A 20,717-nucleotide genomic window follows, 5' to 3' on the forward strand; every position below is an offset into this window, starting at 1 on the left:
TATCGACATCCCGCGCAAAACCACGCAGCACCACGGCGCCCGGGCCAAGGGGCTCGGTGGCGGACGGGGTGTCGGGGTCGGCGGGSAGGGCGTCGAAGAGATCGAAAGTCATGGTGAGGTGAGGCGGGGCATGCCGATGATAGCGGCTCGCCGGGATGCCGGGTGGCGGGGCGTGCAACGCGTTCACGCTATCTGGGTGCCATCGCGCATCGACCAGCGTTGTAAATGGGCAAACCGGCACGGATTCCGAGTGCGCTTCCGTTATCATCCGCGAGTCCTGTCAAGGGACGGTAGCGCGGATCGACAAAAACATAGCGCGCACGGGAATAACCAGAAGGGGTCAATACGATGGAAACCAAGCAATTCGCGCCATGGCGCGGGATGACACTTGTCCGGCGCTTGCTGGGCGCGGGACTGATCGCCGGCATGCTGGCACTGGCCGCCTGTGGCGGCGGGGGCGAGGAGGCGACCAACGGCTCGCCTGGCGCCGGGGCGCCGCTGACGCCGTCCAACCCACAGGTGCCGCAAGTGCCGCCGGTGACCCCGGGGGACCCCGGCACGCCCGGCGTGACCAAGAGCGCCAAGCGCGGCGTGGCCTACGATCTGGTCAGCGCGCAGGACTTCGCGGCGCTCGCGCCGGGGGTGTCCTGGTGGTACAACTGGGCCGCCAAGCCCAACGGCACGGCGCCCGCCGATGCCACCACCAAGTACAGCATGGACTTCATCCCCATGCTCTGGAACGACAACTTCAACGACGCCGCCATCGAAGCCTGGCTGCTGGCCAATCCGCGCGTGAAGTACCTGCTGCTGATGAACGAGCCGAACCTCACCGATCAGGCCAACCTGACCCCGGCGCAGGCGGCCACCGTCTGGCCGCGCTACGAGGCCATCGCCGCCCATACCGGCGTCAAGCTGGTCGGCCCGACCATCACCTGGGGCACCATGCCCGGCTACCAGGACCCGGTGATCTGGATGGACGCGTTCTACGCCGCCTATCGCACCGCCAACGGCAACCGCGACCCGCGCATCGACTAYCTGGCCTTCCACTGGTACGACTACGGCCTCGGCGGCCAGCTCGACCGGCTGATGAAGTACAACAAGCCGTTCTGGGTGACCGAGTTCGCCAACTGGCACAGCAACGCCGACGGCGCCCAGATCGACACCCTCGAGAAACAGAAACAGCAGATGAAGGAAATGGTCGCCATCTGCGAACAACGCGCCGACGTGTTCCGCTACGCCTGGTTCACCGGCCGCTGGAACAACGACATGCACTTCACCAGCCTGCTCGGCGGCGATGGGCAACTGACGGAACTGGGCAAGTACTACATCGGGCTGCCGTTCTGAGCGAGGATTACCTCGGCCGCGCCATCCCCTCCAGCAACGCCTTATGGAACGCMGCCGGGTCCTGCATCTGGGGGGCGTGGCCGAGTTCGGGGAATTCCACCAGYGTGGTGTTCGGAATGGCCTTGGCAGTGATTTTGGCCAGTTCGGGGTAGCGGCCGAGCTTGGCCTGGACCTCTGGCGGGGCGGCGTCCTTGGCGATGGCGGTGGTGTCCTTGTCGCCGATCAGCAGGAGGGTCGGGGCCTGGATCGCGCCCATTTCGTAGACCACGGGCTGGGTGTAGATCATGTCGTACAGCAGGGCCGAATTCCACGCCACGGTCTGCTTGCCCGGGCCGCGGTTGAGGCCGGCGAGCATCTGCACCCACGGTTCGTAGTCGGCGCGCCATTGGCCCGCGTAGTACGTGGCCTTCTCATAGTTGCGGATGCGGTCGGCCGTGGTGGCCAGTTCGCGCGTGTACCACTGGTCCACGGAGAGCGGCGGCACGCCCTTGGCTTTCCAGTCTTCGAGCCCGATCGGGTTGACCAGCACGAGCTGCTGCGTCTCGCGCGGGTACATCAGCGCGTAGCGCATCGCCAGCATGCCGCCCGTGGAATGGCCCATGACCGTCACGTTGCTGACGCCGATGGATGCCAGCAGGTCGTGCGTGTTGCGGGCGAGTTGCTGGAAGGTGTACTGGTAGCGCGCCGGCTTGGTCGACTTGCAGAAGCCGATCTGGTCCGGCGCGATCACGCGGTAGCCGGCGCCGCTGAGCTGGTGGATGGTTTCCTGCCAGGTGGCGGCGCAGAAGTTCTTGCCGTGGAGCAGGACCACCGCGCGGCCGTTGGGCTTCTCGGGTTTGATGTCGAGAAAGGCCATCTGCATGGCTTCGCCCTGGGAGGTGAAGCGGTAGCGCTGGACCGGGGCGGGGTAGTCGAAGCCTTCGAGTTCGGGGCCGTAGGCGGGGCCGCTATCGGCAGTCGGCGCGGATGCAGCGGCATCGGCGGCGTGGGCGAGCGGCGCGGCGAATGCAGAGAACGCGGCGACAGTCGCAGCGGCAAGCAGGGTCTGGCGGAGCAGGGACATGGCGGGGGCGGGGTGCGAGGAAGAGACAGGATCGTCGCACAACTGACCGCCCCGCGTGCGGGGAAGTTCCGGACGGCGGCGGGCGTGCAGGCGCTGCCCTCTCCCCCGGCCCCTCTCCCGCAAGCGGGCGAGGGGAGCAAACCCGCGGTGTTCTCCCCTCGCCCTCTGGGAGAGGGGCTGGGGGAGAGGGCAGGCGTCTGCAGTACCCGATCAGGCGAATGTATCGACTTCGCCGCGCGCCAGCGGGCGCGGGGTGCGGGGGGCGGGCGTAGCGGCCACGGCGGGTGCCGTGTCCTTGCCGAAGCCGGTGGTCTGGGCGAAGGCGCTGCCGCCGTTGGACTGGCGCTGCGGTTGCTGCTGGCCGCCGTTGCCGGCCTGGGCGAARCCGTCCGAGCCGACCGATGCCTGGCCGAGCTGGATGCCCGCTTCGGCCATCGACGTCCGCAGGTGCGGCAGCGCGGCTTCCACGGCGGCGCGTACGGCCTGATGCGGCGACACGAACTGCGCCTGGGCCTGATCGTTCACCACGTTCAGCACCACCTTCAGCGGGCCGAGGTTGGGCGGGTTGAGATCGAGTTCGGCGGTCTGGTTGCCTTGCGTGGACAGGCGCACCATCTGCTGGCCGAGGGCCTGCGCCCACTGGCTGTCGCCGACGTTCGGCGCGACGGCCGGACGCGCGGCGGCTGCGGCGGCCGCTGCCGGCGTGGCATGCACGGCAGCCTGCGCGGCGATGGCCGAGGCCAGCGTGGCGGCGCTGCTGGCATTCGTGGCGCCGGTATCGGCCGATTCGCCGGTACGCGCCGCAGCCGCAGCGGCGGCAAACGGGTTGGCGGCCGGGGCGTTGGCGTTCGGCGCGGGGGCGGCTTGCAGTGCCGGCTGGGCCGTCTGGCCGAGGCTCGACTGCKGGCTGCCGGACTGGCCACCCGTGTGGCTGCCCGACTGGCCGTGCGCGTCCTGCGCGCCGGCGACCGGCACCTGCTGCGTGGCGGCGGCGATCTTGTCGGCGGTGGTCGGTGCGGTGCCCTGGAGCGCGGCGCGCTGCTGGGCGATGGTCGCCAGCGTGTCGGCCGGGCTCGGCGTGGACGCCTTGGCGGTGGCGTCGGCGGTGGCCGTGGCCGGCAGTTGCGCCAGCGGGTCGGTCTGGGCCGGGGCGGCGGCATCGCCAGCCGCTGCGGCGGCTTGTGCGGCCTGTGCGGCCTGTGCGGCGGCTTGCGCGGCAGCCTGGCCGGTCAGCGTGGCCGGGCCATTGAGACCATTGAGACCGTTCACGCCATTCATACCATTCAGGCCAGCGAGGCTGTTCAGCCCGGTGGSGTCGGCAGCGGTCTTGTCGGTCGGGGCCGGTTGCTGGGGCAGCGGTTGCAGCAGCATCGCGGCGGCCAGCGCGGCGGCAGCGGCGGCGGCGTCAGAGGCCACAGTGCTGTCTTCGCCGTTCTCGGCATCCTGCGTGGTGTCCGTGGCGGCATCGGCCTTGCCGGTGGTCTTCCCGTCGGCATCCTTGGCCGGGCGCGTATTGGCCTGCGCCGTCTGGGTGTCGCCCTTGTTCTGCGTCGATGGTTCGGCCGACTTGTCCTTGGCTGCCGTGTCCCTGGCGTCCGCCTTGTTACCGGACGGCTTGGCGGGCACGCGCACGGCGGGYTGGCCGCTCTCGCGCGCGCGGGTCAGCGCGTCCTTGAACGCATTCGCTTCGGCGCTGGCGCGGGCGTCGCCGGCCGTGCCGGAGGTCGGGGTCTTCAGGCCGGCGTTGCCGACGAGCTGGCTGATATCGATCATGTTCTTGTTGGCAGGTTAGTTCTGGCCGCTGGCCGGCTGGCGGGCCATGCGGGCGGCGTATTCGTCAGTGGAACGCTGCTCGCGCCGCGCGGAGACCTGCTGCTCGCGCACTTCGGCGCGGGTGATCAGCGTGTCGAACGAGTTCTGGCGGCGCTTCTGCTGCTGCCAGTTGGCACGGCCAGCCAGCAGGTCGGCCTCGGCCTTGGCCAGCGCGCTGGTCTGCTGGCGGATGGCGTGGTCGAGCGAGTCGAGAAAGCGCGAGAAGTCCTGCCAGCGCCCCGAGGTCATGCCCTCCGCCGCGATGGCCTGCATGCGCGTGCGGTACTCGTGACGGTATTCGGTCAGCGCCAGGAGCTGCTGCTCGGCCTGCGTGCGCAGCCCCTGCAGCCGGCCCAGCTCGCGCGTGGCCTTGTCCGTGTTGTCCTGGGCCAGTTCGGCCAGCGTGTTGAGCGGGGTGGGCTTAGCCATGGTGCGTCCTCTCGAAGAGATCGTGCAGGCGGGCGATKGAACCCTCGTAGTCCGCGCGCTCGTGGATGTCCTGTTGCAGGAACGACTCCATGCGCGGGTGCATGCGGATTGCGAGGTCCAGTTCCGGATCGTTGCCGGGCACGTAGGCGCCCACGCTGATCAGGTCACGGTTGCGCTGGTAGCGCGACATCAGTTGCTTGAAGCGCCGCACGGAGGCGAACTGCGGCGGCTCGATCAGCGCGGTCATGGCGCGGCTGATCGAGGCTTCCACGTCGATGGCCGGATAGTGGCCGCTCTCGGCCAGGCTCCGCGACAGCACGATGTGGCCGTCCAGAATCGCGCGGGCGGAATCGGCGATGGGGTCCTGCTGGTCATCGCCCTCGGTCAGCACGGTGTAGAAGGCGGTGATGGAGCCGCCGCCCTCGGGGCCGTTGCCGGTGCGCTCCACCAGCGTGGGCAGCTTGGCGAACACCGAAGGCGGATAGCCCTTGGTGGCGGGCGGTTCGCCGATAGCCAGCGCGATCTCGCGCTGGGCCATCGCGTAACGGGTGAGCGAGTCCATGATCAGCAGCACGTGCTGGCCCTGGTCGCGGAAATATTCGGCGAGGCGCGTGGCGTAGGCGGCACCCTGCATSCGCAGCAGCGGCGAGGTATCGGCCGGCGCGGCCACCACGACCGAGCGCTTGCGGCCCTCTTCGCCCAGGATGTTCTCGATGAAGTCCTTCACTTCGCGGCCGCGTTCGCCGATCAGGCCGACCACGATCACGTCGGCGCTGGTGTAGCGGGCCATCATGCCCAGCAGCACGGACTTACCCACGCCGGAGCCGGCGAACAGGCCCATGCGCTGGCCGCGTCCCACGGTCAGCATGCCGTTGATGGCGCGCACGCCCGTGTCCAGCACGGTTTCGATCGGGGCGCGCATCAGCGGGTTGATCTGCTTGCCGGCCAGCGGGACTTCGGTGGCGGCGGTGATCGGGCCGAGGCCGTCGAGCGGACGACCGGCGGCGTCGAGCACGCGGCCCAGCAGGCCGTGGCCTACCGGCAGGCGCTTCGAGCCGGGTTCGCGCGGCGAAGCCATGCCGGACGGTTGCGGCGACGGTTCGAGCGGATAGACACGGGCGCCCGGCACCAGGCCGGCCACGTCCGATTGCGGCATCAGGTAGAGGCGGTCGGCGCCAAAGCCGACCACTTCGGCCTCGGCCGTGCGCGGGCCGCCATGGGCGTGCTGCGTGCCCGGCAGTTCGATCAGGCAGTCGCTGCCCACCGGCATGCGCAGCCCCACGGCTTCCAGCACGAGCCCGGCGGCGCGCGTCAGGCGGCCGCAGGCGCGCTTGCTGTCCACCTCGGCGATACCTGCCGAGGCGCCGGTCAGCGCGTCGCGCCAGCGCGCGGTGTGCAGCGCGGCAGAAGCGACATCGGCGGGTGCCGACGGGGGCATCGGCTGGGCCGGCGCGGCGGGCTGGGCGTCATGCATGCGGGGGCTCCCACGGGTCGTTGCGGCCCAGGGCCTTGATCACACGGCTCCAGCGGGTGGCCAGGCTGGCGTCCAGTTCGCCGCTGGCGGCGCTGGCGATGCAGCCGCCGCGCGCCACGGTGGCGTCGGCGCGCACGGTCCAGCCGGCGGCTTCCAGTTCGCCGGCCAGGTGGGTTTCCACCAGCGACACGTCTTCGGGATTCAGCAGCAGGCAGGGCGAGCCGGACAGCCGCGGCTCGGCCGCCAGCAGTTCGCGCGCGGCGGGTAGCAGCGCGGCGGGATCGGTCTCCATGGTCTTGCGGACCAGCTGGCGGGCCACATCGAGGGCCAGGCCGACCAGTGCGTCGGCAATCTCGGTATCCACGCGGCCAAGCGCGTCGCGGAAGTTGCCGGCCAGCTCCTGCAGCCGGGCGGCTTCATTGCGGGCCGATTCCAGACCGCGCGCATAGCCTTCGCGGTGGCCGTCGCCATAACCCTGGGTCTGGCCCTGGGTGTAGCCCTGCGCATAGCCTTCCTTGCGGGCGCCTTCGCGCATCGCATGCAGGGCTTCGAAATCGATGGACGGCGGGGGCGGCGGTTCGGCGGGGAGCTGGACGGACTCAAGCGCCCGCTTCAGCGCGTCGCGCGGGTCCAGCGACACCATCTGCCAGCGCTGCCAGGCGTCCCCGCGCGAGCGGGCGCGCACCGGGCTGGGCGGCTCGAACGCGCTGAAGTTGTCGAACGGGTCGCTGGCACCGGCGCCACTGCCATTGCCGATGCTGGTGCCGGTGTCGCCGCGGGCAGGCCCGCGGCTGGCGGCAAAGCCGCGCTCAAACGTAGGCATCGTCGCCTCCGCCAATCTGGATTTCGCCCGATTCCGCCAGGCGTCTCACCACCTGCAGGATGGCCTTCTGCTCGGCCTCCACCTGCGACACACGCACCGGTCCCAGCGCTTCCAGGTCTTCGCGCAGCATCTCGCCGGCACGGGTGGACATGTTGCGGATGAACTTGTCGCGCAGTTCCTGCTGGGCACCCTTGAGCGCCACGATGAGCGATTCGGTAGCCACTTCCTTGAGCACGCGCTGGATGCCGCGGTCGTCCACTTCCAGCAGGTTCTCGAACAGGAACATCTCGTCGATGATCTTCTGGGCCAGGTCGGTGTCGTGCGTGCGCACGCCGTCGATGACCGCTTCCTCGTGGGCCGTGCTCATCAGGTTGATGATCTCGGCCGCCGTGCGGACGCCGCCCATGCGGCTGCGCTTCAGGCTCTGGCCGGCCAGCAGCTTGGTCAGCACGTCGGTCAGCTCCTGCAGCGCGCCCGGCTGCACGCCGCCGAACGTGGCGATCCGCAGGATCACGTCGTTGCGCAGGCGGTCCGTGAAGAAGCCCAGCACTTCGGACGACTTCTGGCGGTCCAGGTGGATCAGGATGGTAGCGATGATCTGCGGGTGCTCGTCCTTGATCAGCTCGGCCACCGAGGTGGCGTCCATCCAGTTCAGGGAGTCGATGCCGCCGCCCGGATCGCGCGATTCCAGGATGTCCTCGATCACGGACAGCGCGCGTTCCTCGCCCAGCGCCTTGTTCAGCACGCTCTTGATGAACGAGCTGGAGTCCACGTTCAGCGCCAGGTACTGCTCGGTCTCGCCGCGGAACTCGGCCAGCACCTCGGCCATTTCCTCGCGCGTCACCGACGACAGGTTGGCCATCGCCGAACCCAGCCCCTGCACTTCACGGGGCGACAGATGCTTGAAAACCTCGGCGGCAGCGTCCTCGCCAATCGCCATCATCAGGATGGCGCTCTTCTGCAGGCCCTGTTCGGGCATTCCCTTACTGGCGTTCGTCATGGGCCATCCAATTCTTGATTACGCTGGCGACCAGGCGCGGGTCGCGTTGCGCGGCGTCGCGCACCAGGGCGAGATCGCTTTCGTACTTCGCGGCCAGGCGCAGGACTTCCGGATTCTGGGCTTCTTCCGGCGGCAGGAGCACGGCCTCGCTGGCTTCCGTCGTCTCGGAGGGCGCGGGCAGCGGCGGCGCGGTGTACTTGCGCAGCACCGGACGCGCCACCTTGAACCACAGGAACATCGCCAGGATGGCCAGCAGCAGGTAGCCGACGCCGGTCTTGGCCAGGTCGATCATCTGCGGTTGCTTCCACAGCGGCAGCTCGGGTTCCTTCTCCGCGTTGTCGGTGAACGGGCTGTTGACCACGTTCAGCGAGTCGCCGCGGTCGGCCGAGTAGCCCATCGCTTCCTTGGTCAGGTTCTCGATCTGGGCCAGTTCCTTGGCGGACAGCGCCTCGGTCACCGGCTTGCCCTTGGCATCGAGCTTCTGGCGGTAGTTCACGACCACGGCCACCGACAGGCGCTTCACGCCGCCCGGAGCCTGCTGCACGTGACGCACCACGCGGTCCACCTCGTAGTTGGTGGTGGCGTCGCGGCGGCTGGTGCTCGGGCCGGTCTTCTCGGCGGTCTGCGTGGCCTGGTTCGCGTTGGCCTGGGCCGGCGGATTGGGCTGGCCCGGCTGGCGCGGCGGCTGCGGCGTGGTCACCGGGGCCACGGCGGCGGCCGGCGGCTGGTTCGACAGCGCGCCCGGCACGCCGCCCACGGGGGTGGCGCCCTGCGTGCTCGACTCGCTGGTCTGCTGGCTGCGGATGACCGCCTTGGTCGGGTCCTGGTTCGGCTTGTAGCTTTCGTCGGTGTGCTCGACGGACGAGAAGTCCACGTCCGCGGTGACCTGGGCGTGGACGTTGTCCTTGCCGAGGATCGGCGCGAGGATGGCTTCCACGCGCTTCACGTAGTTCTGTTCCACCTGCTGCACGAACTTGAGCTGGCTGGCATCCAGCGAGCGGTCGTTGGTGCCGGAGAGCAGGTTGCCGTGCTGGTCGACGATGGAGATCGACTTCGGCGTGAGTTCGGGCACGCTGGACGAAACCAGGTGGCTGATSGCGGCGACCTGGCCTTCATCGACGGCGCGGCCCGGGTAGAGCTGCAGCACGATCGACGCGGTGGGCTTCTGGCGCTCGCGCACGAACAGGGTGGGCTTGGGGATGGCCAGGTGCACGCGGGCCGACTGCACGGCGCCGATCGACTCGATCGAGCGGGCGAGTTCGCCTTCCAGGCCACGCTGGTAGTTGACCTGTTCGGCAAACTGGCTGATGCCGAACTTCTGGTTGTCCATCAGCTCCATGCCGGTGTTGCCGCTCTTCGGCAGGCCCTGGCTGGCCAGCTTGAGGCGCATTTCGTGCACCTTGTCAGCCGGCACCATCAGCGCACCGCCGCCTTCGGCGAACTTGTACGGCACGTTCATCTGCTGGAGGGAGGCCACCACGGCGCCGCCGTCGCGCTCGGACAGGTTGCTGTACAGCACCTTGTAGTCCGGCGTGCGCGACCACATCACGCCCACGGCGATGGCCGCGACCAGTGCCGCCCCGCCCAGCATCATGGGCAGGCGCGGATTGGCCTTGAGCTTGTCGACCAGTGCCGCGCCGTTCGGCAGGGTAGCTGCCGCGTTCATGCGCGCGACTCCGGCGCGGCAGGGTTAGTCCTGCCCTTGCCACTTTCGCCTTGGCTGCCGTTAATCATTTCGGCTTGGCTCACATTACGCTGCTGAAAAAACACGCGCACTCCCCGCTGGTTGATAACAGGCCGGGGCGGTGCGTCGATACGCTTGGATCCGCCAGATCCGGCACGGTAGCGATGATCGGCCAGAAGGCTGATGGACAATCGGCTGAATAGGCTAGGTTTTCCCGCCGAATTCATCCTTTGGGCTGGGAGCGGGGGTGGGTACAGTGCGAGCACTGAAAACGGACTGCGTGTGATGTATCAGGCGCGTGGCTCCGGAAACCCCTCTCACAGAACCGGACGCGTCATGACGATCTCCTCGATTGAAGGCATGCTCCAGCAACTGCGCGGCCTGGCGCAGGTGGCTGGCGGCGGCAGCACCAACCAGGCCCCGGCGGCCTCCACCGAAGGCTTCGCGGGCGAACTGCAACGCTCCATGCAACGCCTGAACGCCGTGCAGGACCGCGCCTACGGCCAGGCCGAAGCCTTCGAAATGGGCAAGCCCGGCGTGGCCCTGAACGACGTGATGATCGACATGCAGAAAGCCAACGTGTCGTTCCAGACCGCCGTCCAGGTCCGCAACCGCCTGGCGGCGGCGTACCAGGAAATGATGAATATGCCGGTTTGATGGCAGTTCTCCGACCCGCGCAGCGGTTGGGGCGTGGGTCGGGAACGACAAAAAGGCCATGTTGCGCTGCCGCGACATGGCCTTTTTGCCGTCTGTCACCCCCTCAGACCCTGAAATACTCCGTCGCCGCCCGCTCGTAGGCGGGCTTGCAGATCAGGTCGCCGGCGTCGCCGGCGTAGACCAGGCAGTCGCCCGGGGTGTCGCGGTTCAGCACGCTGACGCCCTGCGAGATCACCGAGCCGTTGCGGACGTGGCTGCGGCCGATGATGGCGGTGTTGGGGTACATGACCACGCCGTCGCCGATGACCGGGGCCACGCCGTGGTTCTTGCCCACGGTGGAGTTCTGGTACAGGACGAGGTAGTTGCCATAGGTGGCCTTGGCCAGCACGATGCCGACGGAGTGGCCGATGAAGAACACCTCGGGCATCTCGATCTCGTAGAACAGGTCGATCGCGTTGAGCGCCTTGTTGAGCAGGAACAGCTTGGTGCAGGCCTCGCCGTGGCGCTCATTGCGCCAGATCGTGTTCGAGAGGTAGTACAGGTACTGGCAGTACTGCGACGAGTGCAGGTAGTTGAACTGGCCGGGGCGCCACATGCGCACGGCGTCGATGCAGTGGCCCACGCGGGTCAGGGCCTCGTCCATGTGCCGGGACACCACGGGCAGCAGCGCCGCGTGGCGGCCGTCCGGCACCAGGTTGGCCACCTGGGCGCAGGTGTAGGCGGCCAGCGACTCGCGGGTATGGCCGATCAGTTCCATGGCTTGATCCCCTCCAGATAGCTCGCCACAACGTCGCGTACGTCGCGCGGGGCCACGCCGAGGCCGCGCAGTGCCTCGGTGCTGCACACGGCGGCCCGTTGCACGGGCGAGGCGCGGGTCAGCCCGATGTCCCAGCCGAGCCGGTTGAAGACCTCGGCCAACTCGCCGTTGGACACATTGGCGCCGCTGGCCAGGTTGAAGATGCCGCTCGCGCCGCCCGTGGACATCGCGGTCAGTGCGCCGACCACGTCGTCCAGGTGGATGTAGTCGCGCACGAAGCCGGCGTCGCTGTCGAGCGTGAACGCGCGCTCGGTGGCGGCCCGGATCAGCCATTCGGACAGGAAGCCCGGCGCTTCGGGCGCCCAGTCGAACACGCACGAGAGCCGCGCCACGGCGGCGCGGCCGGCGGCCACGGTCAGGCAAAGGTTCTCGCCCAGCCCCTTCGACAGGTCGTACAGCGCGCGCGGGCTGGCCGGTTGCAGCATCAGCGCGGCGGCTTCGTCGCCCACGGGCTGCTGCGAGGTGTCGTAGAGYCGCGTGGAAGACAGGTAGACCAGATGCGCGAAGCGGTTCGCGCGCAGCACATCGGCCAGCAGCGAGACGTGCGCCGTGACGGTGTCGAACGGGCGCGCCGCGAAGTCGGCCGTCAGGCCGGCGCAGTAATACACATGGCCCAGGTCMCGGGTGAAGAGCGCGCGGTCGCCGCGCGCGGGCACCCAGACCTCATGGCCGGCACGCCGCAGCGTGTCCGCCAGGCGGCGGCCGACAAAGCCGGCCCCGCCGATCACCGTACAGCGCATTGCTTTCCTCGGTGTCGATCAGTTGACGGGATGGTGGAGCGCCGGGTCACGGTGCCACAGCAGCTTGGGGCTCACGCCCGGCACGACCGCGAAGTCCTTGCCCGCCAGCAGCGCCGGGTCCTTCACGGCCACCATGTTGAAGCCGTGCGCCGGGCCTTCCAGGTAGACCTGGTCCACCGGCACCAGCTCCACGGGGCGGCCTTCCATGTTCACGTTCGAGTTGAAGTCGCGCACGGCGTAGACGTGGTAGCCGAAGCCGGTGAGCATGCGGATGATCTCGGCGTTCTGCAGGCCGGCGCTCCAGTCCACGTAGTGGCGGTGCACTTCGAACACGAGGTTCGGGGCTTCGCCGGCCGGGCGGGCCAGCTGCTTCGCCGCGCCCTTGAACACGTTCAGTTCGGCGCCTTCGATGTCGAGCATGATCAGGCCGAGCTTGTCCACGTTCTGCTGGGCGCAGTAYTCGTCGATGGTGATCGTCGAGAAGCTGTCGTCATCGGCGGGGCCGTCGGTGTGCTCGGCATGGGCGAACGAGTCGTGGCCCACCAGGCGTAGTTGCGTGGTGCTGTCCGACCACAGGCCCAGGCGCCAGCTWCGGATGTTYTCCACGTGGTTCAGCGAGGCGTTGTTGCGCAGCATGCCGAGCTGGTCGGCATTCGGCTCGAACGCGTGGCAGGTGCCGCCGGCCTGCGCCAGGCGGCGCGCCATCAGGATCACCTGGTCGCCGAAGTAGGCGCCCCCCACCACGGCATGGCCGCCGCGCTCGCACAGCTTCAGCAGCAGCTTGGTGGTCTGCGGCTCCCACACGTGGTCCGGCTGCGGCGGCGTGCTCATCAGGAAGTCGCGCGCGATCTTGGTGCGGTACAGGAATTCGAACACCGTGCCGTCGGCCAGCGTCTTGCGCAGGCGCGACTGCTCGTTGTACATGGCGTCGACGATCGGGCCGGTAATGTCGTCACGCACGCTGCCTTCGTAGGCGTCCAGGTCTTGCTCGATGCTCTTGCACAGGGCGATGACCTTGTCGCGGGCGGCGGCGCTGCCGCCCACCGTGCGCAGGGCGTCGGACAGCTTTTGCAGATGTTCAGTCGTCATGGGTGGCTCCGCTTGGATTGTCAGGATCGAATAAAAGGGGTTGTCAATGCTCGCCAAGCCCGGCGAGCAGGGGAAGCGCCAGGTCCTTCGCGGAGACCATGCGGTCCGCGCAGTCTGGCCAGTCAATGCCGATGGCGGGGTCGTCCCAGCGTACGCCGGCACTGCTGCCGGGCGCGAACGGCACCGTCATCTGGTAGAACACCTCGGAGAGCGCCGTGCGGGTCTGGAACCCGTGTGCGACGCCCTTCGGGATGTAGATCGCCCGCTGGTTGTCCGCCGACAGCTCCACGGCCTGCCATTGCAGGTAGGTGGTGGACGCGCGGCGCAGGTCGAGGATCACGTCGTACACCGCGCCGGTGGTCACGCGTACGAGCTTGTCCTCGGCATGCGCGCCGGTCTGGAAGTGCATGCCGCGCAGGATGCCGGCGCGCGTGTTGCGCGAGACGCTCTGCTGCACGAAGTGCGCGTCGAGGCCGTGCTCGGCGAACGCCGCCACGCAGACCGTGCGCGCGAAAAAGCCTCGCGCGTCGGGCAGCGGTTCGGGGTCCACCAGCCAGGCGCCGGCGATGCGGGTCGGGGTGAAGATCACGGCAGGACCACGGTATCGGGAATGGGCACCACGAAGCGGCCGCCCCAGGCGCGGATGCCGGCCATCTGCTCGATCACCTCGTCCTTGATGTTCCACGGCAGGATCACCAGGTAGTCGGGCCGGCTGGCGTAGATGGAATCGGGCGAGCGCACCGGAATGCGCGTGCCGGGCAGCAGCTTGTTCTGCTTGGCCGGGTTGCGGTCCACCACGTACTCGATCAGGTCGGCGTCGATGCCGCAGTAGTTCAGCAGCGTGTTGCCCTTGGCGGCGGCGCCGTAGGCGGCCACGCGCTTGCCGGCGCGGCGCGCCTCGATCAGGAAGGCCAGCAGGTCGCGCTTGGCCTGGCGCACGCGCTCGGCAAAGCGGGCGTAGCGGTCCGGCGAAGTCAGGCCGCCGGCGACCTCCTCATCCAGGCAGGCCTGCACGGCCGGCGTGGTGGCGCGGCGCGAGGCCTGGTGGCAGGCAAACAGGCGCAGGCTGCCGCCGTGCGTGGGCAGGTGCTCGATGTCGAACACGCGCAGCCCGGCGCGGGCGAGGATCGGCACCAGCGCCGTCAGCGACAGGTAGGAATAGTGCTCGTGGTACAGCGTGTCGAACTGGTTCTGTTCGAGCAGGCGCAGCAGGTGCGGGAACTCGAGCGTGATCACGCCTTCCGGCTTCAGCACGATCGGCATGCCGCCCACGAAGTCGTTGATGTCCGGCACGTGGGCCAGCACGTTGTTGCCGAGCAGCAGGTCCACCTCCCAGCCTTCCACGCGCAGCGCGCGCGCGGTGCGCTCGCCGAAGAACAGCTCGCGGCTGTCGATGCCCTTGGCGCGCGCGGCTTCGCCGGTATTGGCGGAAGGCTCGATGCCCAGGCACGGCACGCCGTTCTGGTGAAAGTACTGGAGCAGGTAGCCGTCGTTGCTGGCGAGCTCCATCACGCTGCTCGCCGGTGTCAGGTCGAAGCGCTCGGTCATCGCCGTCACGTAGCGGCGGGCGTGTTCGAGCCACGAGGTGGAGAACGACGAGAAGTAGACGTAGTCGTCGTGGAAATGGGTTTCCGCCGGCGTGGCGTCGCGCAGCTGCACGAGCCAGCACTTGTGGCACACCATGGCGTGCAGCGGATAGAACATCTCGCCCTGTGCGATGTGCTCCGGCCGGATGAAGGCATTGGAGACCGGCGACAGGCCGAGGTCCACGACGGTTTGCGTCAGCGGTGCGCCGCAGGCGCGGCAGCAGGGGGTAGGAGCGGTGGCAGCAGTGGTCATGCGCAGAATTGCTCGATCTGTTGTTCGGTGATGGCGCGGGCCTGGCCCGGCTCGTGCTGGACGGTGCGATACCAGCGTGCGGTGGCGGCCAGCGCCTCGTCCAGCGTCCAGCGCGATTGCCAGCCCAGCAGCGTGTGCGCCTGGGAGGAATCGAGGTACAGGTTGCGGGCCTCGTGCGGCGCAGCGCCCGGTGGCGGGCAATGCGCCCACTGGAGTTCCGGCCAGTGTTGCTGCAATCCGCCCAGCACGCGCGCTACCGGGAGGTTGTCGCGCGCTTCCGGGCCGAAGTTGAAGGCGGTGGCCAGGGCGGCGTCGCCGGCCAGCAGCCGGGCGCCCAGCAGCAGGTAGCCGTGCAGCGCTTCCAGCACGTGCTGCCACGGCCGCGTCGCCTGTGGGCTGCGGATCTCAAGTGTGGCGCTACGGGCGGCAGCGCGCGCGGCGTCGGGAATCAGGCGGTCCTCGGACCAGTCGCCGCCGCCGATCACATTGCCGGCGCGCGCGGTGGCGAGCAGCACGCCACGCTCGGCCAGGAACGACTTGCGATAGCTGGCGGCCACGAGTTCGGTGCCGGCCTTGCTCGCGCTATAGGGGTCATGGCCGCCGAGCGGATCGGTCTCGCGGTAGCCCCAGAGCCATTCCTTGTTGTCGTAGCACTTGTCGGTGGTGACCACGATGACCGCGCGCACGGACGGGCAGGTGCGCACCGCGTCAAGCAGGTTGACCGTGCCCATGACGTTGGTGGACCACGTCTCGGCCGGGTCGCGGTAGCTCGCGCGCACGAGCGGCTGCGCCGCCAGGTGCAGCACGATCTCGGGTTCGGCCGCGTGCAGCGCGCGCGTGAGCGCGGCGGCATCGCGGACATCGCCCACCGTATGCTGCGCGAGCGCCGGCGCCACGCGCGCGGCGTCGAACAGGCTCGGCGTGGTGTTCGGGGCGAGGGCGTAGCCGCTGACGCGCGCATCCAGCCGCGCGAGCAGCAGCGCCAGCCAGGCGCCCTTGAACCCGGTGTGCCCGGTCACGAAGACGCGCCGGCCTGCGAAGGCGGAAAGCGCCGCCGACGGGGAAGCAGTCGACACCATTACCAGCGCTTCCAGGGCGCCTTGCCGGATTGCCAGAGGTCTTCCAGTAGGTTCTTCTCGCGCAGCGTGTCCATCGGCTGCCAGAAACCGGTATGTTCGAACGCGGCCATCTGGCCGGAGCGGGCGAGTTGGCGCATCGGCGCTTCTTCCCAGCTCGTGGTGTCGTCCGGAATCAGGTCGAGCACTTCCGGGTGCAGGATGAAGAACCCGCCGTTGATCCACGCGCCATCGCCGCGCGGCTTCTCGGTGAAGCCGCACACCTTGTCGTTGTCGCGCTCGAGCGCGCCGTAGCGGCCCGGCGGCTGCACGGCGGCCACGGTGGCACGGCGGCCGTGCTCGCGGTGGAACGCGATCTCGGCCGTGATGTCGATGTCGGACACGCCGTCGCCGTAGGTGAAGCAGAACGGCTCTCCGGGCGTCAGGTACTCGCGCACGCGGCGCAGGCGGCCGCCGGTCATCGAGTCCTCGCCGGTATCGACCAGCGTCACGCTCCACGGCTCGGCCTTGCGGTGGTGCACGGCCATGCGGTTCTCGCGCATGTCGAACGTGACGTCGGACATGTGCAGGAAGTAGTTGGCGAAGTATTCCTTGATGACGTAGCCCTTGTAGCCCAGGCAGATCACGAACTCGTTCACGCCGTGCGCCGAGTACATCTTCATGATGTGCCAGAGGATGGGCTTGCCGCCGATCTCGATCATCGGCTTCGGCCGCAGGTGCGATTCCTCGGAGATGCGGGTGCCCAGGCCCCCGGCCAGGATGACGGCCTTCATGCTGCCACCTCCTCGGCGGCGGCTTCGGGGGCGGCCTGCGTAGCCACCTCGATGCCGATCACCTCGAACACGGTAGGCGGYGGGGAGGCTTCCAGCACTTCCAGYGCCAGGCCGAACTGCTCGTCCAGCAACTGGGCGAGCGCGGACTTGTCCAGGCCGAGTTCGTCGAGCCAGAGCGCCAGCTTGCGGTACAGCGGCAGCGCGTACGGGCGCATGCCGATGGCTTCCACCAGCAGGTCGATGGCCGCGCCAGCCTCGCCGTTGTGGTACTTGAATTCGGCCAGGCCGTAGGCCACCACCCAGTTGCGGTACCAGGTGGACGTCAGGTTCTCCAGCACGTTGAGCAGCGGCACCCATTCCTTCAGGTGGATGTGAGCGGCCACCGACATCACGAGGTCCTCGGCGGGATACCACGCGCCGGCGAAGAACAGGCCGGAGCGGCGCGGTTCGGTGCGGGCGGGAATCGGCTTGGTCTCGCTGCAGATCTCGGTCAACTGGTCCTCGAACCAGGCGGCGAAGCGCTGCGCGTCGAACATCTCGCTCTGCTCGGCACGCGGACGGATCGACATGCGGATCTCGTTGAGCTGCTGCACGTCCGAAGCCAGGGCACAGGCCACGTCGACGTACTGGGCCTCGGTCTCGCAGATCAGGTCGTCCAGGCCGGCGGCGTGCAGGAACGGGGCCGACACGCGCTGGTGGAAGGTGTCGCCGGAGAAGGTCACCACGGGCACGCCCATCCAGATGGCGTCGCAGGTGGTGGTGCCGCCGGTGACGGGCGCGGTGTCCAGCGCGATGTCGATGCGGTTGTAGGTCACGTACTGCGCGGCGCCGTCACGGTTGATCAGCTCCACACGGCTGGTGTCGATGCCATGGGCGACCATGCGCTCGTAGAGCATCTCGCGCACGTTGTCGCGGTCGCAGCCGGTGGCTTCCACCAGCATGCGGGCGTTCGGGCAGCGTGCCAGCACGGCGCTCCACAGCCGCATGGTCTTGGGACCCAGCTTGGCGATGGTGTTGCACGAGCCAAACGTGATGTAGCCGTTGTTCAGCGCYGGGGTCGGCTGCACGCGGAACTGCGGGTCGTAGATCTTCAGCGGGTTGGTGACGATCGGGTGGTAGGCGCTGAACACCGGCGCACGGAGCAGTGTTTCCGTGTAGTTGTGGTCGAAGCCCTCCGGATCGGCGGTCCAGTCGGTCACGCGGTACTCGATCTGYTCCATGCCGGTGGTGCCGGGGTAGCCCAGCCACGTCAGCTGCTTCGGGGCCAGGCGGTGGACCATGTAGGTCAGCGGCGAGGCGCCCGTGTAGCCGCCCAGGTCGATCATCACGTCGCAGCGCTGCGCGCGCACGGCCTTGACCACCTCGGCCTCGGACATCCTGTAGAGGTCGTGGAAGCCTTCCGCGTAGACGCGGATCTTCCTGGTGATGTTGTCGTTGACGTTCGACAGCGAGAACAGGTGCACCTCGAAGCGCGTGCGGTCCAGGTTGGCGATCAGCGGGATCAGGAAGTAGGCGCAGGCATGGCGGCGCAAGTCGTTCGACAGGATGCCGATGCGGATCCGCTCGCCCTGGCTGGCCTGCAAGGCCGGGGCTTCGACGGGCGTGCGGGCCAGCGTGCGGGCCCAGTCGGTGGCCTCGCGGCGCAGTTCCTCGGCGCCGATGGTTTCGTCGTAGAGCAGCGAGAACAGCAGGTTGGAGCGGTTCACGCGCTGCAGCGGGTCCAGCGCGCAGGCGCGGCGGAACACCGGAATGGCTTCGATGGTGCTGCCCGATTCGCGCAGCGCCGAGGCGTAGTTGCCCACCGCCACCGGGTCGTTCGGCAGCAGCGCGGCGGCTTTCTCGCCGGCCAGGCGGGCGCCGTAATAGTCGCCGGTATAGAACATGGCCGTGCCGAGCACCTGCCACAGATGGGCCGAGCCAGGCTGGAGTTCCAGGCTGCGCTGGAGCAGCGGAATGCCGGCGGCGTAGTTTTCCAGTGCCACGTCGAGCGCGCCGACCAGGCCCAGGAAGCCCGGATGGTTCGGGAAGCGCTTCATGCCGGCTTCCGCCAGCCGCTTGGCTTCCTCGCTATGGTTCATGCCGGACAGGCACAGCGATTCGATGTAATACGGTTCGGGGAGCGTGCCGGCGCTGCGCTTGGCGGCGCGGGCGAGCTTCAGCGCTTCCGCATACTTGCTGGCGTTGTAGGCAGTCCAGGCCTGCTGGATCGTCCGCTGCGCGGGACTCGAAACGTTCTTGGTCATGGCGTTGTGCTTTGCAAAGGCGCGGTGTCAGCCCGGACAGCAGACGGGCTGATCGATGCATGCACAGTAACAAGGGACGTTCCGCGCCATCGGCCGGAACACGGGCCGAAATTGGCGCTATTTCAGCGGGGGTGCCGTTTTCGGCGCCTCGGGGACCGGGTCAGATGAGGGTCAGGCGGGGTCAGGTGAGGGCCGGAAGGGATGCCGCCGCATCCGGCTGCTCCATCCGGTGCAGCCAGACCAGCAACTCGGCCACGGCTACATAGAGCTGCGGGGGAATCTGGCTGTCGAGGTCCACCTGCATCAGCAGGTTGACCAGCGCCGGGGAGCCGTGCACGTAGACGCCGGCCTCGCGGGCACGCGCGATGATGGCTTCGGCGGACAGGCCGTAGCCCTTGGCCACCACGCGCGGGGCCTTGTCGGCGGACTGGTAGGAGAGCGCGACGGCGGCGCCGCGGTTCGGATCGTTCTCGCTCATGACTGGGCTGCGGGAATGGCGTCCAGGCGCGCTTCCACCTCGGTGGCCGCGCTGACGTTGAGGTTCAGCAGGGAGATGCCGTGGGCTTCGAGCTGGCCGCGGAAGTCAGCGCCTGCTTCGGCCAGACGGCCAGCGGTGGCGCGGTCATCGGCCACCAGTCGCGCTTCCAGACCGTGCGCGCCGAGAGTCAGCACGGCATCGACATGCCCGAGCCGGGGCAGATCCAGCCGCAGCCGGGTGCTCCAGGTCGCGGCATCTGCCGAGGTAGGCGAGTGCTCACCTTGCTGCTCGCGCGTGACTTCCCAGTCCATCGGCATGCCGGGCCAGGCTTCCACGGTCCAGCGGAACTGCTGCGTGGCGAGCAGCTCGAGCTGGTGGCGCACCACGCCTTCGCTGGCCGGGTGGACTGGCGGGCCGACGTCTGGCTGCGGCGCGGCGGCGGGCTGGTCGGGCGCATTCCAGCTGGCGATGATCGCCGCGCGCTGGGCCTGGGCGATATGGTGGCCTTCGTGCGACACCTCGGCCGTGATCTGGTAAGCATGCGCCGCCGCATTGGCGTGCGCGGCACGGCGCTGTTCGGCGGCCGGTGTCGAGGGCGTGGCCTGGCCGGGCGTGGCGCCGRCGGGCTGGCCCGGTTGGCCGGCCTGGCTCCCTGCGTCGGCGCCACGGCCGCGCGCTGGCTGCGCCGGTACGCCGGTAGTCAGCGGAAAGATGGTCGGGCGCGTCAGTTCTGCCAGGATCGCGGCGCTCGGGGCCTGCGCGGGCGCGGCGGGCGGGCCGCCATAGGGCAGCAGCGCCACCGGCGCACCGGCGCCGGGCGCGGGCTGCTGCGGTGGCGTCGCGGCGGGCGGGGCCGTCTGGGCCGGCGGGGCGGGCTGGCGCAGGCCGGCCTGCGGCTCCTGCAGCAGGGCCGACAGCGGGCGCTGGCCCACTACCCATTGCGCCACATGCGATTCGTAGAACAGGCCGCTCTGGTCGACCAGCGTGGCGAGCGCGGCGGACAGCGTGGCGGCCGACGCGTTGCCCGCGCCGGGCGCGGTGGCCAGCAGCGGGGCGCGCGTCTGCAGCGGCTGCGCATCGCCCGATTCGAACAGGTCGAGGATGGCGCGCGCCGCGAAGCTCAGGGTCTCGCGCGTGGAGGTGGTCAGCGCGTTGCCGCGCGCGTCCATGGCGCCGGGGCCGACCGCGCTGGGCGGCCGGGCCTGGACGGTCTCGCCCGTGGACGACTGCACGTCGCCCTGCGAGACGTCGTGCACCGGCATCAGCGCCGCGAGCTTGTCGATGGCCAGCGCCGGGCGCGAGAGTTGCGTGTCCGGTGCAGCGTGGGGCACCAGGGCCGCCGGGATTTGGATGCCAGTCATGGGCGCGTGTCAGCG

The 20,717-nt window shown here is 69.1% G+C and carries 19 protein-coding genes; 2 read left to right on the top strand and 17 right to left on the bottom strand.

Features of this window, described 5'->3' with window-relative positions; genetic code table 11:
- The first annotated feature begins 348 nt into the window (after positions 1 to 348).
- Positions 349 to 1,344, top strand: coding sequence for a glycoside hydrolase family protein (locus tag AB4Z27_RS23725; protein WP_441592580.1), 996 nt, complete (start codon positions 349 to 351; stop codon positions 1,342 to 1,344).
- A 7-nt stretch (positions 1,345 to 1,351) separates the two neighbouring features.
- Here the strand turns inward: AB4Z27_RS23725 and AB4Z27_RS23730 are convergent, their stop codons facing one another.
- The 7 genes from AB4Z27_RS23730 to fliF all read right to left on the bottom strand — a co-directional run bounded on the left by AB4Z27_RS23730 (position 1,352) and on the right by fliF (position 9,611).
- Entirely contained in the window at positions 1,352 to 2,407 is a 1,056-nt protein-coding gene (locus AB4Z27_RS23730; RefSeq protein ID WP_092295494.1) for an alpha/beta fold hydrolase, read from the bottom strand.
- 210 nt (positions 2,408 to 2,617) lie between these two features.
- Complete coding sequence (locus AB4Z27_RS23735) at positions 2,618 to 4,180, bottom strand: flagellar hook-length control protein FliK (protein WP_441645398.1); 1,563 nt, start codon at positions 4,178 to 4,180, stop codon at positions 2,618 to 2,620.
- 15 nt (positions 4,181 to 4,195) lie between these two features.
- On the bottom strand, positions 4,196 to 4,648 hold the full coding sequence (gene fliJ, locus AB4Z27_RS23740; RefSeq protein ID WP_092295488.1) for a flagellar export protein FliJ: 453 nt from the start codon (positions 4,646 to 4,648) through the stop codon (positions 4,196 to 4,198).
- Positions 4,641 to 6,122 carry a flagellar protein export ATPase FliI gene (gene fliI, locus AB4Z27_RS23745; protein WP_369823441.1) on the bottom strand — a complete coding sequence of 494 codons (1,482 nt, stop codon included), beginning with the start codon at positions 6,120 to 6,122 and terminating at the stop codon, positions 4,641 to 4,643. Before fliI ends, fliJ begins: the two co-directional genes overlap by 8 nt.
- Positions 6,115 to 6,945, bottom strand: coding sequence for a flagellar assembly protein FliH (gene fliH / locus AB4Z27_RS23750; protein ID WP_092295485.1), 831 nt, complete (start codon positions 6,943 to 6,945; stop codon positions 6,115 to 6,117). Before fliH ends, fliI begins: the two co-directional genes overlap by 8 nt.
- The gene (gene fliG / locus AB4Z27_RS23755) at positions 6,932 to 7,945 is read right to left on the bottom strand and encodes a flagellar motor switch protein FliG (protein WP_092295482.1); all 1,014 of its coding nucleotides are present in this window, start codon (positions 7,943 to 7,945) and stop codon (positions 6,932 to 6,934) included. The genes fliH and fliG overlap by 14 nt, the downstream gene beginning before the upstream one ends.
- A complete protein-coding gene (gene fliF / locus AB4Z27_RS23760; RefSeq protein WP_441592577.1) occupies positions 7,929 to 9,611 on the bottom strand; it encodes a flagellar basal-body MS-ring/collar protein FliF in 1,683 nt (560 codons plus the stop codon). The genes fliG and fliF overlap by 17 nt, the downstream gene beginning before the upstream one ends.
- 354 nt (positions 9,612 to 9,965) lie before the next feature.
- Between fliF and fliE the strand changes: the two genes are divergently transcribed.
- Entirely contained in the window at positions 9,966 to 10,286 is a 321-nt protein-coding gene (fliE, locus tag AB4Z27_RS23765) for a flagellar hook-basal body complex protein FliE (protein WP_092295476.1), read from the top strand.
- 103 nt (positions 10,287 to 10,389) lie between these two features.
- Here fliE and AB4Z27_RS23770 read toward each other — a convergent pair whose 3' ends face one another.
- The 10 genes from AB4Z27_RS23770 to fliK form a co-directional block, all read right to left on the bottom strand.
- Positions 10,390 to 11,043: a hypothetical protein gene (locus tag AB4Z27_RS23770; protein WP_441645399.1), complete on the bottom strand. Its 654-nt coding sequence runs from the start codon at positions 11,041 to 11,043 to the stop codon at positions 10,390 to 10,392.
- Positions 11,034 to 11,843, bottom strand: a complete 810-nt coding sequence (locus AB4Z27_RS23775; RefSeq protein ID WP_441645400.1) for an NAD-dependent epimerase/dehydratase family protein — start codon at positions 11,841 to 11,843, stop codon at positions 11,034 to 11,036. The genes AB4Z27_RS23770 and AB4Z27_RS23775 overlap by 10 nt, the downstream gene beginning before the upstream one ends.
- 18 nt (positions 11,844 to 11,861) lie before the next feature.
- Entirely contained in the window at positions 11,862 to 12,932 is a 1,071-nt protein-coding gene (locus tag AB4Z27_RS23780; protein WP_092295470.1) for an FkbM family methyltransferase, read from the bottom strand.
- A gap of 43 nt (positions 12,933 to 12,975) precedes the next feature.
- Positions 12,976 to 13,521, bottom strand: coding sequence for a dTDP-4-dehydrorhamnose 3,5-epimerase (gene rfbC / locus AB4Z27_RS23785; RefSeq protein ID WP_092295467.1), 546 nt, complete (start codon positions 13,519 to 13,521; stop codon positions 12,976 to 12,978).
- Positions 13,518 to 14,771, bottom strand: a complete 1,254-nt coding sequence (locus tag AB4Z27_RS23790) for a class I SAM-dependent methyltransferase (protein ID WP_092295464.1) — start codon at positions 14,769 to 14,771, stop codon at positions 13,518 to 13,520. The genes rfbC and AB4Z27_RS23790 overlap by 4 nt, the downstream gene beginning before the upstream one ends.
- Positions 14,768 to 15,850 carry a CDP-glucose 4,6-dehydratase gene (rfbG, locus tag AB4Z27_RS23795; protein ID WP_092295461.1) on the bottom strand — a complete coding sequence of 361 codons (1,083 nt, stop codon included), beginning with the start codon at positions 15,848 to 15,850 and terminating at the stop codon, positions 14,768 to 14,770. Before rfbG ends, AB4Z27_RS23790 begins: the two co-directional genes overlap by 4 nt.
- Entirely contained in the window at positions 15,850 to 16,620 is a 771-nt protein-coding gene (gene rfbF / locus AB4Z27_RS23800; RefSeq protein ID WP_092295458.1) for a glucose-1-phosphate cytidylyltransferase, read from the bottom strand. Before rfbF ends, rfbG begins: the two co-directional genes overlap by 1 nt.
- Entirely contained in the window at positions 16,617 to 18,863 is a 2,247-nt protein-coding gene (locus AB4Z27_RS23805; protein WP_441645401.1) for an O-linked N-acetylglucosamine transferase, SPINDLY family protein, read from the bottom strand. Before AB4Z27_RS23805 ends, rfbF begins: the two co-directional genes overlap by 4 nt.
- Before the next feature lie 181 nt (positions 18,864 to 19,044).
- Positions 19,045 to 19,341, bottom strand: coding sequence for an EscU/YscU/HrcU family type III secretion system export apparatus switch protein (locus AB4Z27_RS23810; RefSeq protein ID WP_092295452.1), 297 nt, complete (start codon positions 19,339 to 19,341; stop codon positions 19,045 to 19,047).
- The gene (fliK, locus tag AB4Z27_RS23815; protein ID WP_441645402.1) at positions 19,338 to 20,702 is read right to left on the bottom strand and encodes a flagellar hook-length control protein FliK; all 1,365 of its coding nucleotides are present in this window, start codon (positions 20,700 to 20,702) and stop codon (positions 19,338 to 19,340) included. Before fliK ends, AB4Z27_RS23810 begins: the two co-directional genes overlap by 4 nt.
- Positions 20,703 to 20,717 lie beyond the last annotated feature (15 nt).

The sequence above is a fragment of the Cupriavidus sp. KB_39 genome (genome assembly GCF_052114485.1).
Lineage (GTDB): Bacteria > Pseudomonadota > Gammaproteobacteria > Burkholderiales > Burkholderiaceae > Cupriavidus.

Bases quoted from the DNA above. Each gene is read 5' to 3' on its own strand.
- fliJ (WP_092295488.1), bottom strand. From the start codon at position 4,648: ATGGCTAAGCCCACCCCGCTCAACACGCTGGCCGAACTGGCCCAGGAC.
- fliH (WP_092295485.1), bottom strand. From the start codon at position 6,945: ATGCCTACGTTTGAGCGCGGCTTTGCCGCCAGCCGCGGGCCTGCCCGC.
- fliG (WP_092295482.1), bottom strand. From the start codon at position 7,945: ATGACGAACGCCAGTAAGGGAATGCCCGAACAGGGCCTGCAGAAGAGC.
- fliE (WP_092295476.1), top strand. From the start codon at position 9,966: ATGACGATCTCCTCGATTGAAGGCATGCTCCAGCAACTGCGCGGCCTG.
- AB4Z27_RS23770 (WP_441645399.1), bottom strand. From the start codon at position 11,043: ATGGAACTGATCGGCCATACCCGCGAGTCGCTGGCCGCCTACACCTGC.
- AB4Z27_RS23790 (WP_092295464.1), bottom strand. From the start codon at position 14,771: ATGACCACTGCTGCCACCGCTCCTACCCCCTGCTGCCGCGCCTGCGGC.
- rfbG (WP_092295461.1), bottom strand. From the start codon at position 15,850: ATGGTGTCGACTGCTTCCCCGTCGGCGGCGCTTTCCGCCTTCGCAGGC.
- rfbF (WP_092295458.1), bottom strand. From the start codon at position 16,620: ATGAAGGCCGTCATCCTGGCCGGGGGCCTGGGCACCCGCATCTCCGAG.
- AB4Z27_RS23810 (WP_092295452.1), bottom strand. From the start codon at position 19,341: ATGAGCGAGAACGATCCGAACCGCGGCGCCGCCGTCGCGCTCTCCTAC.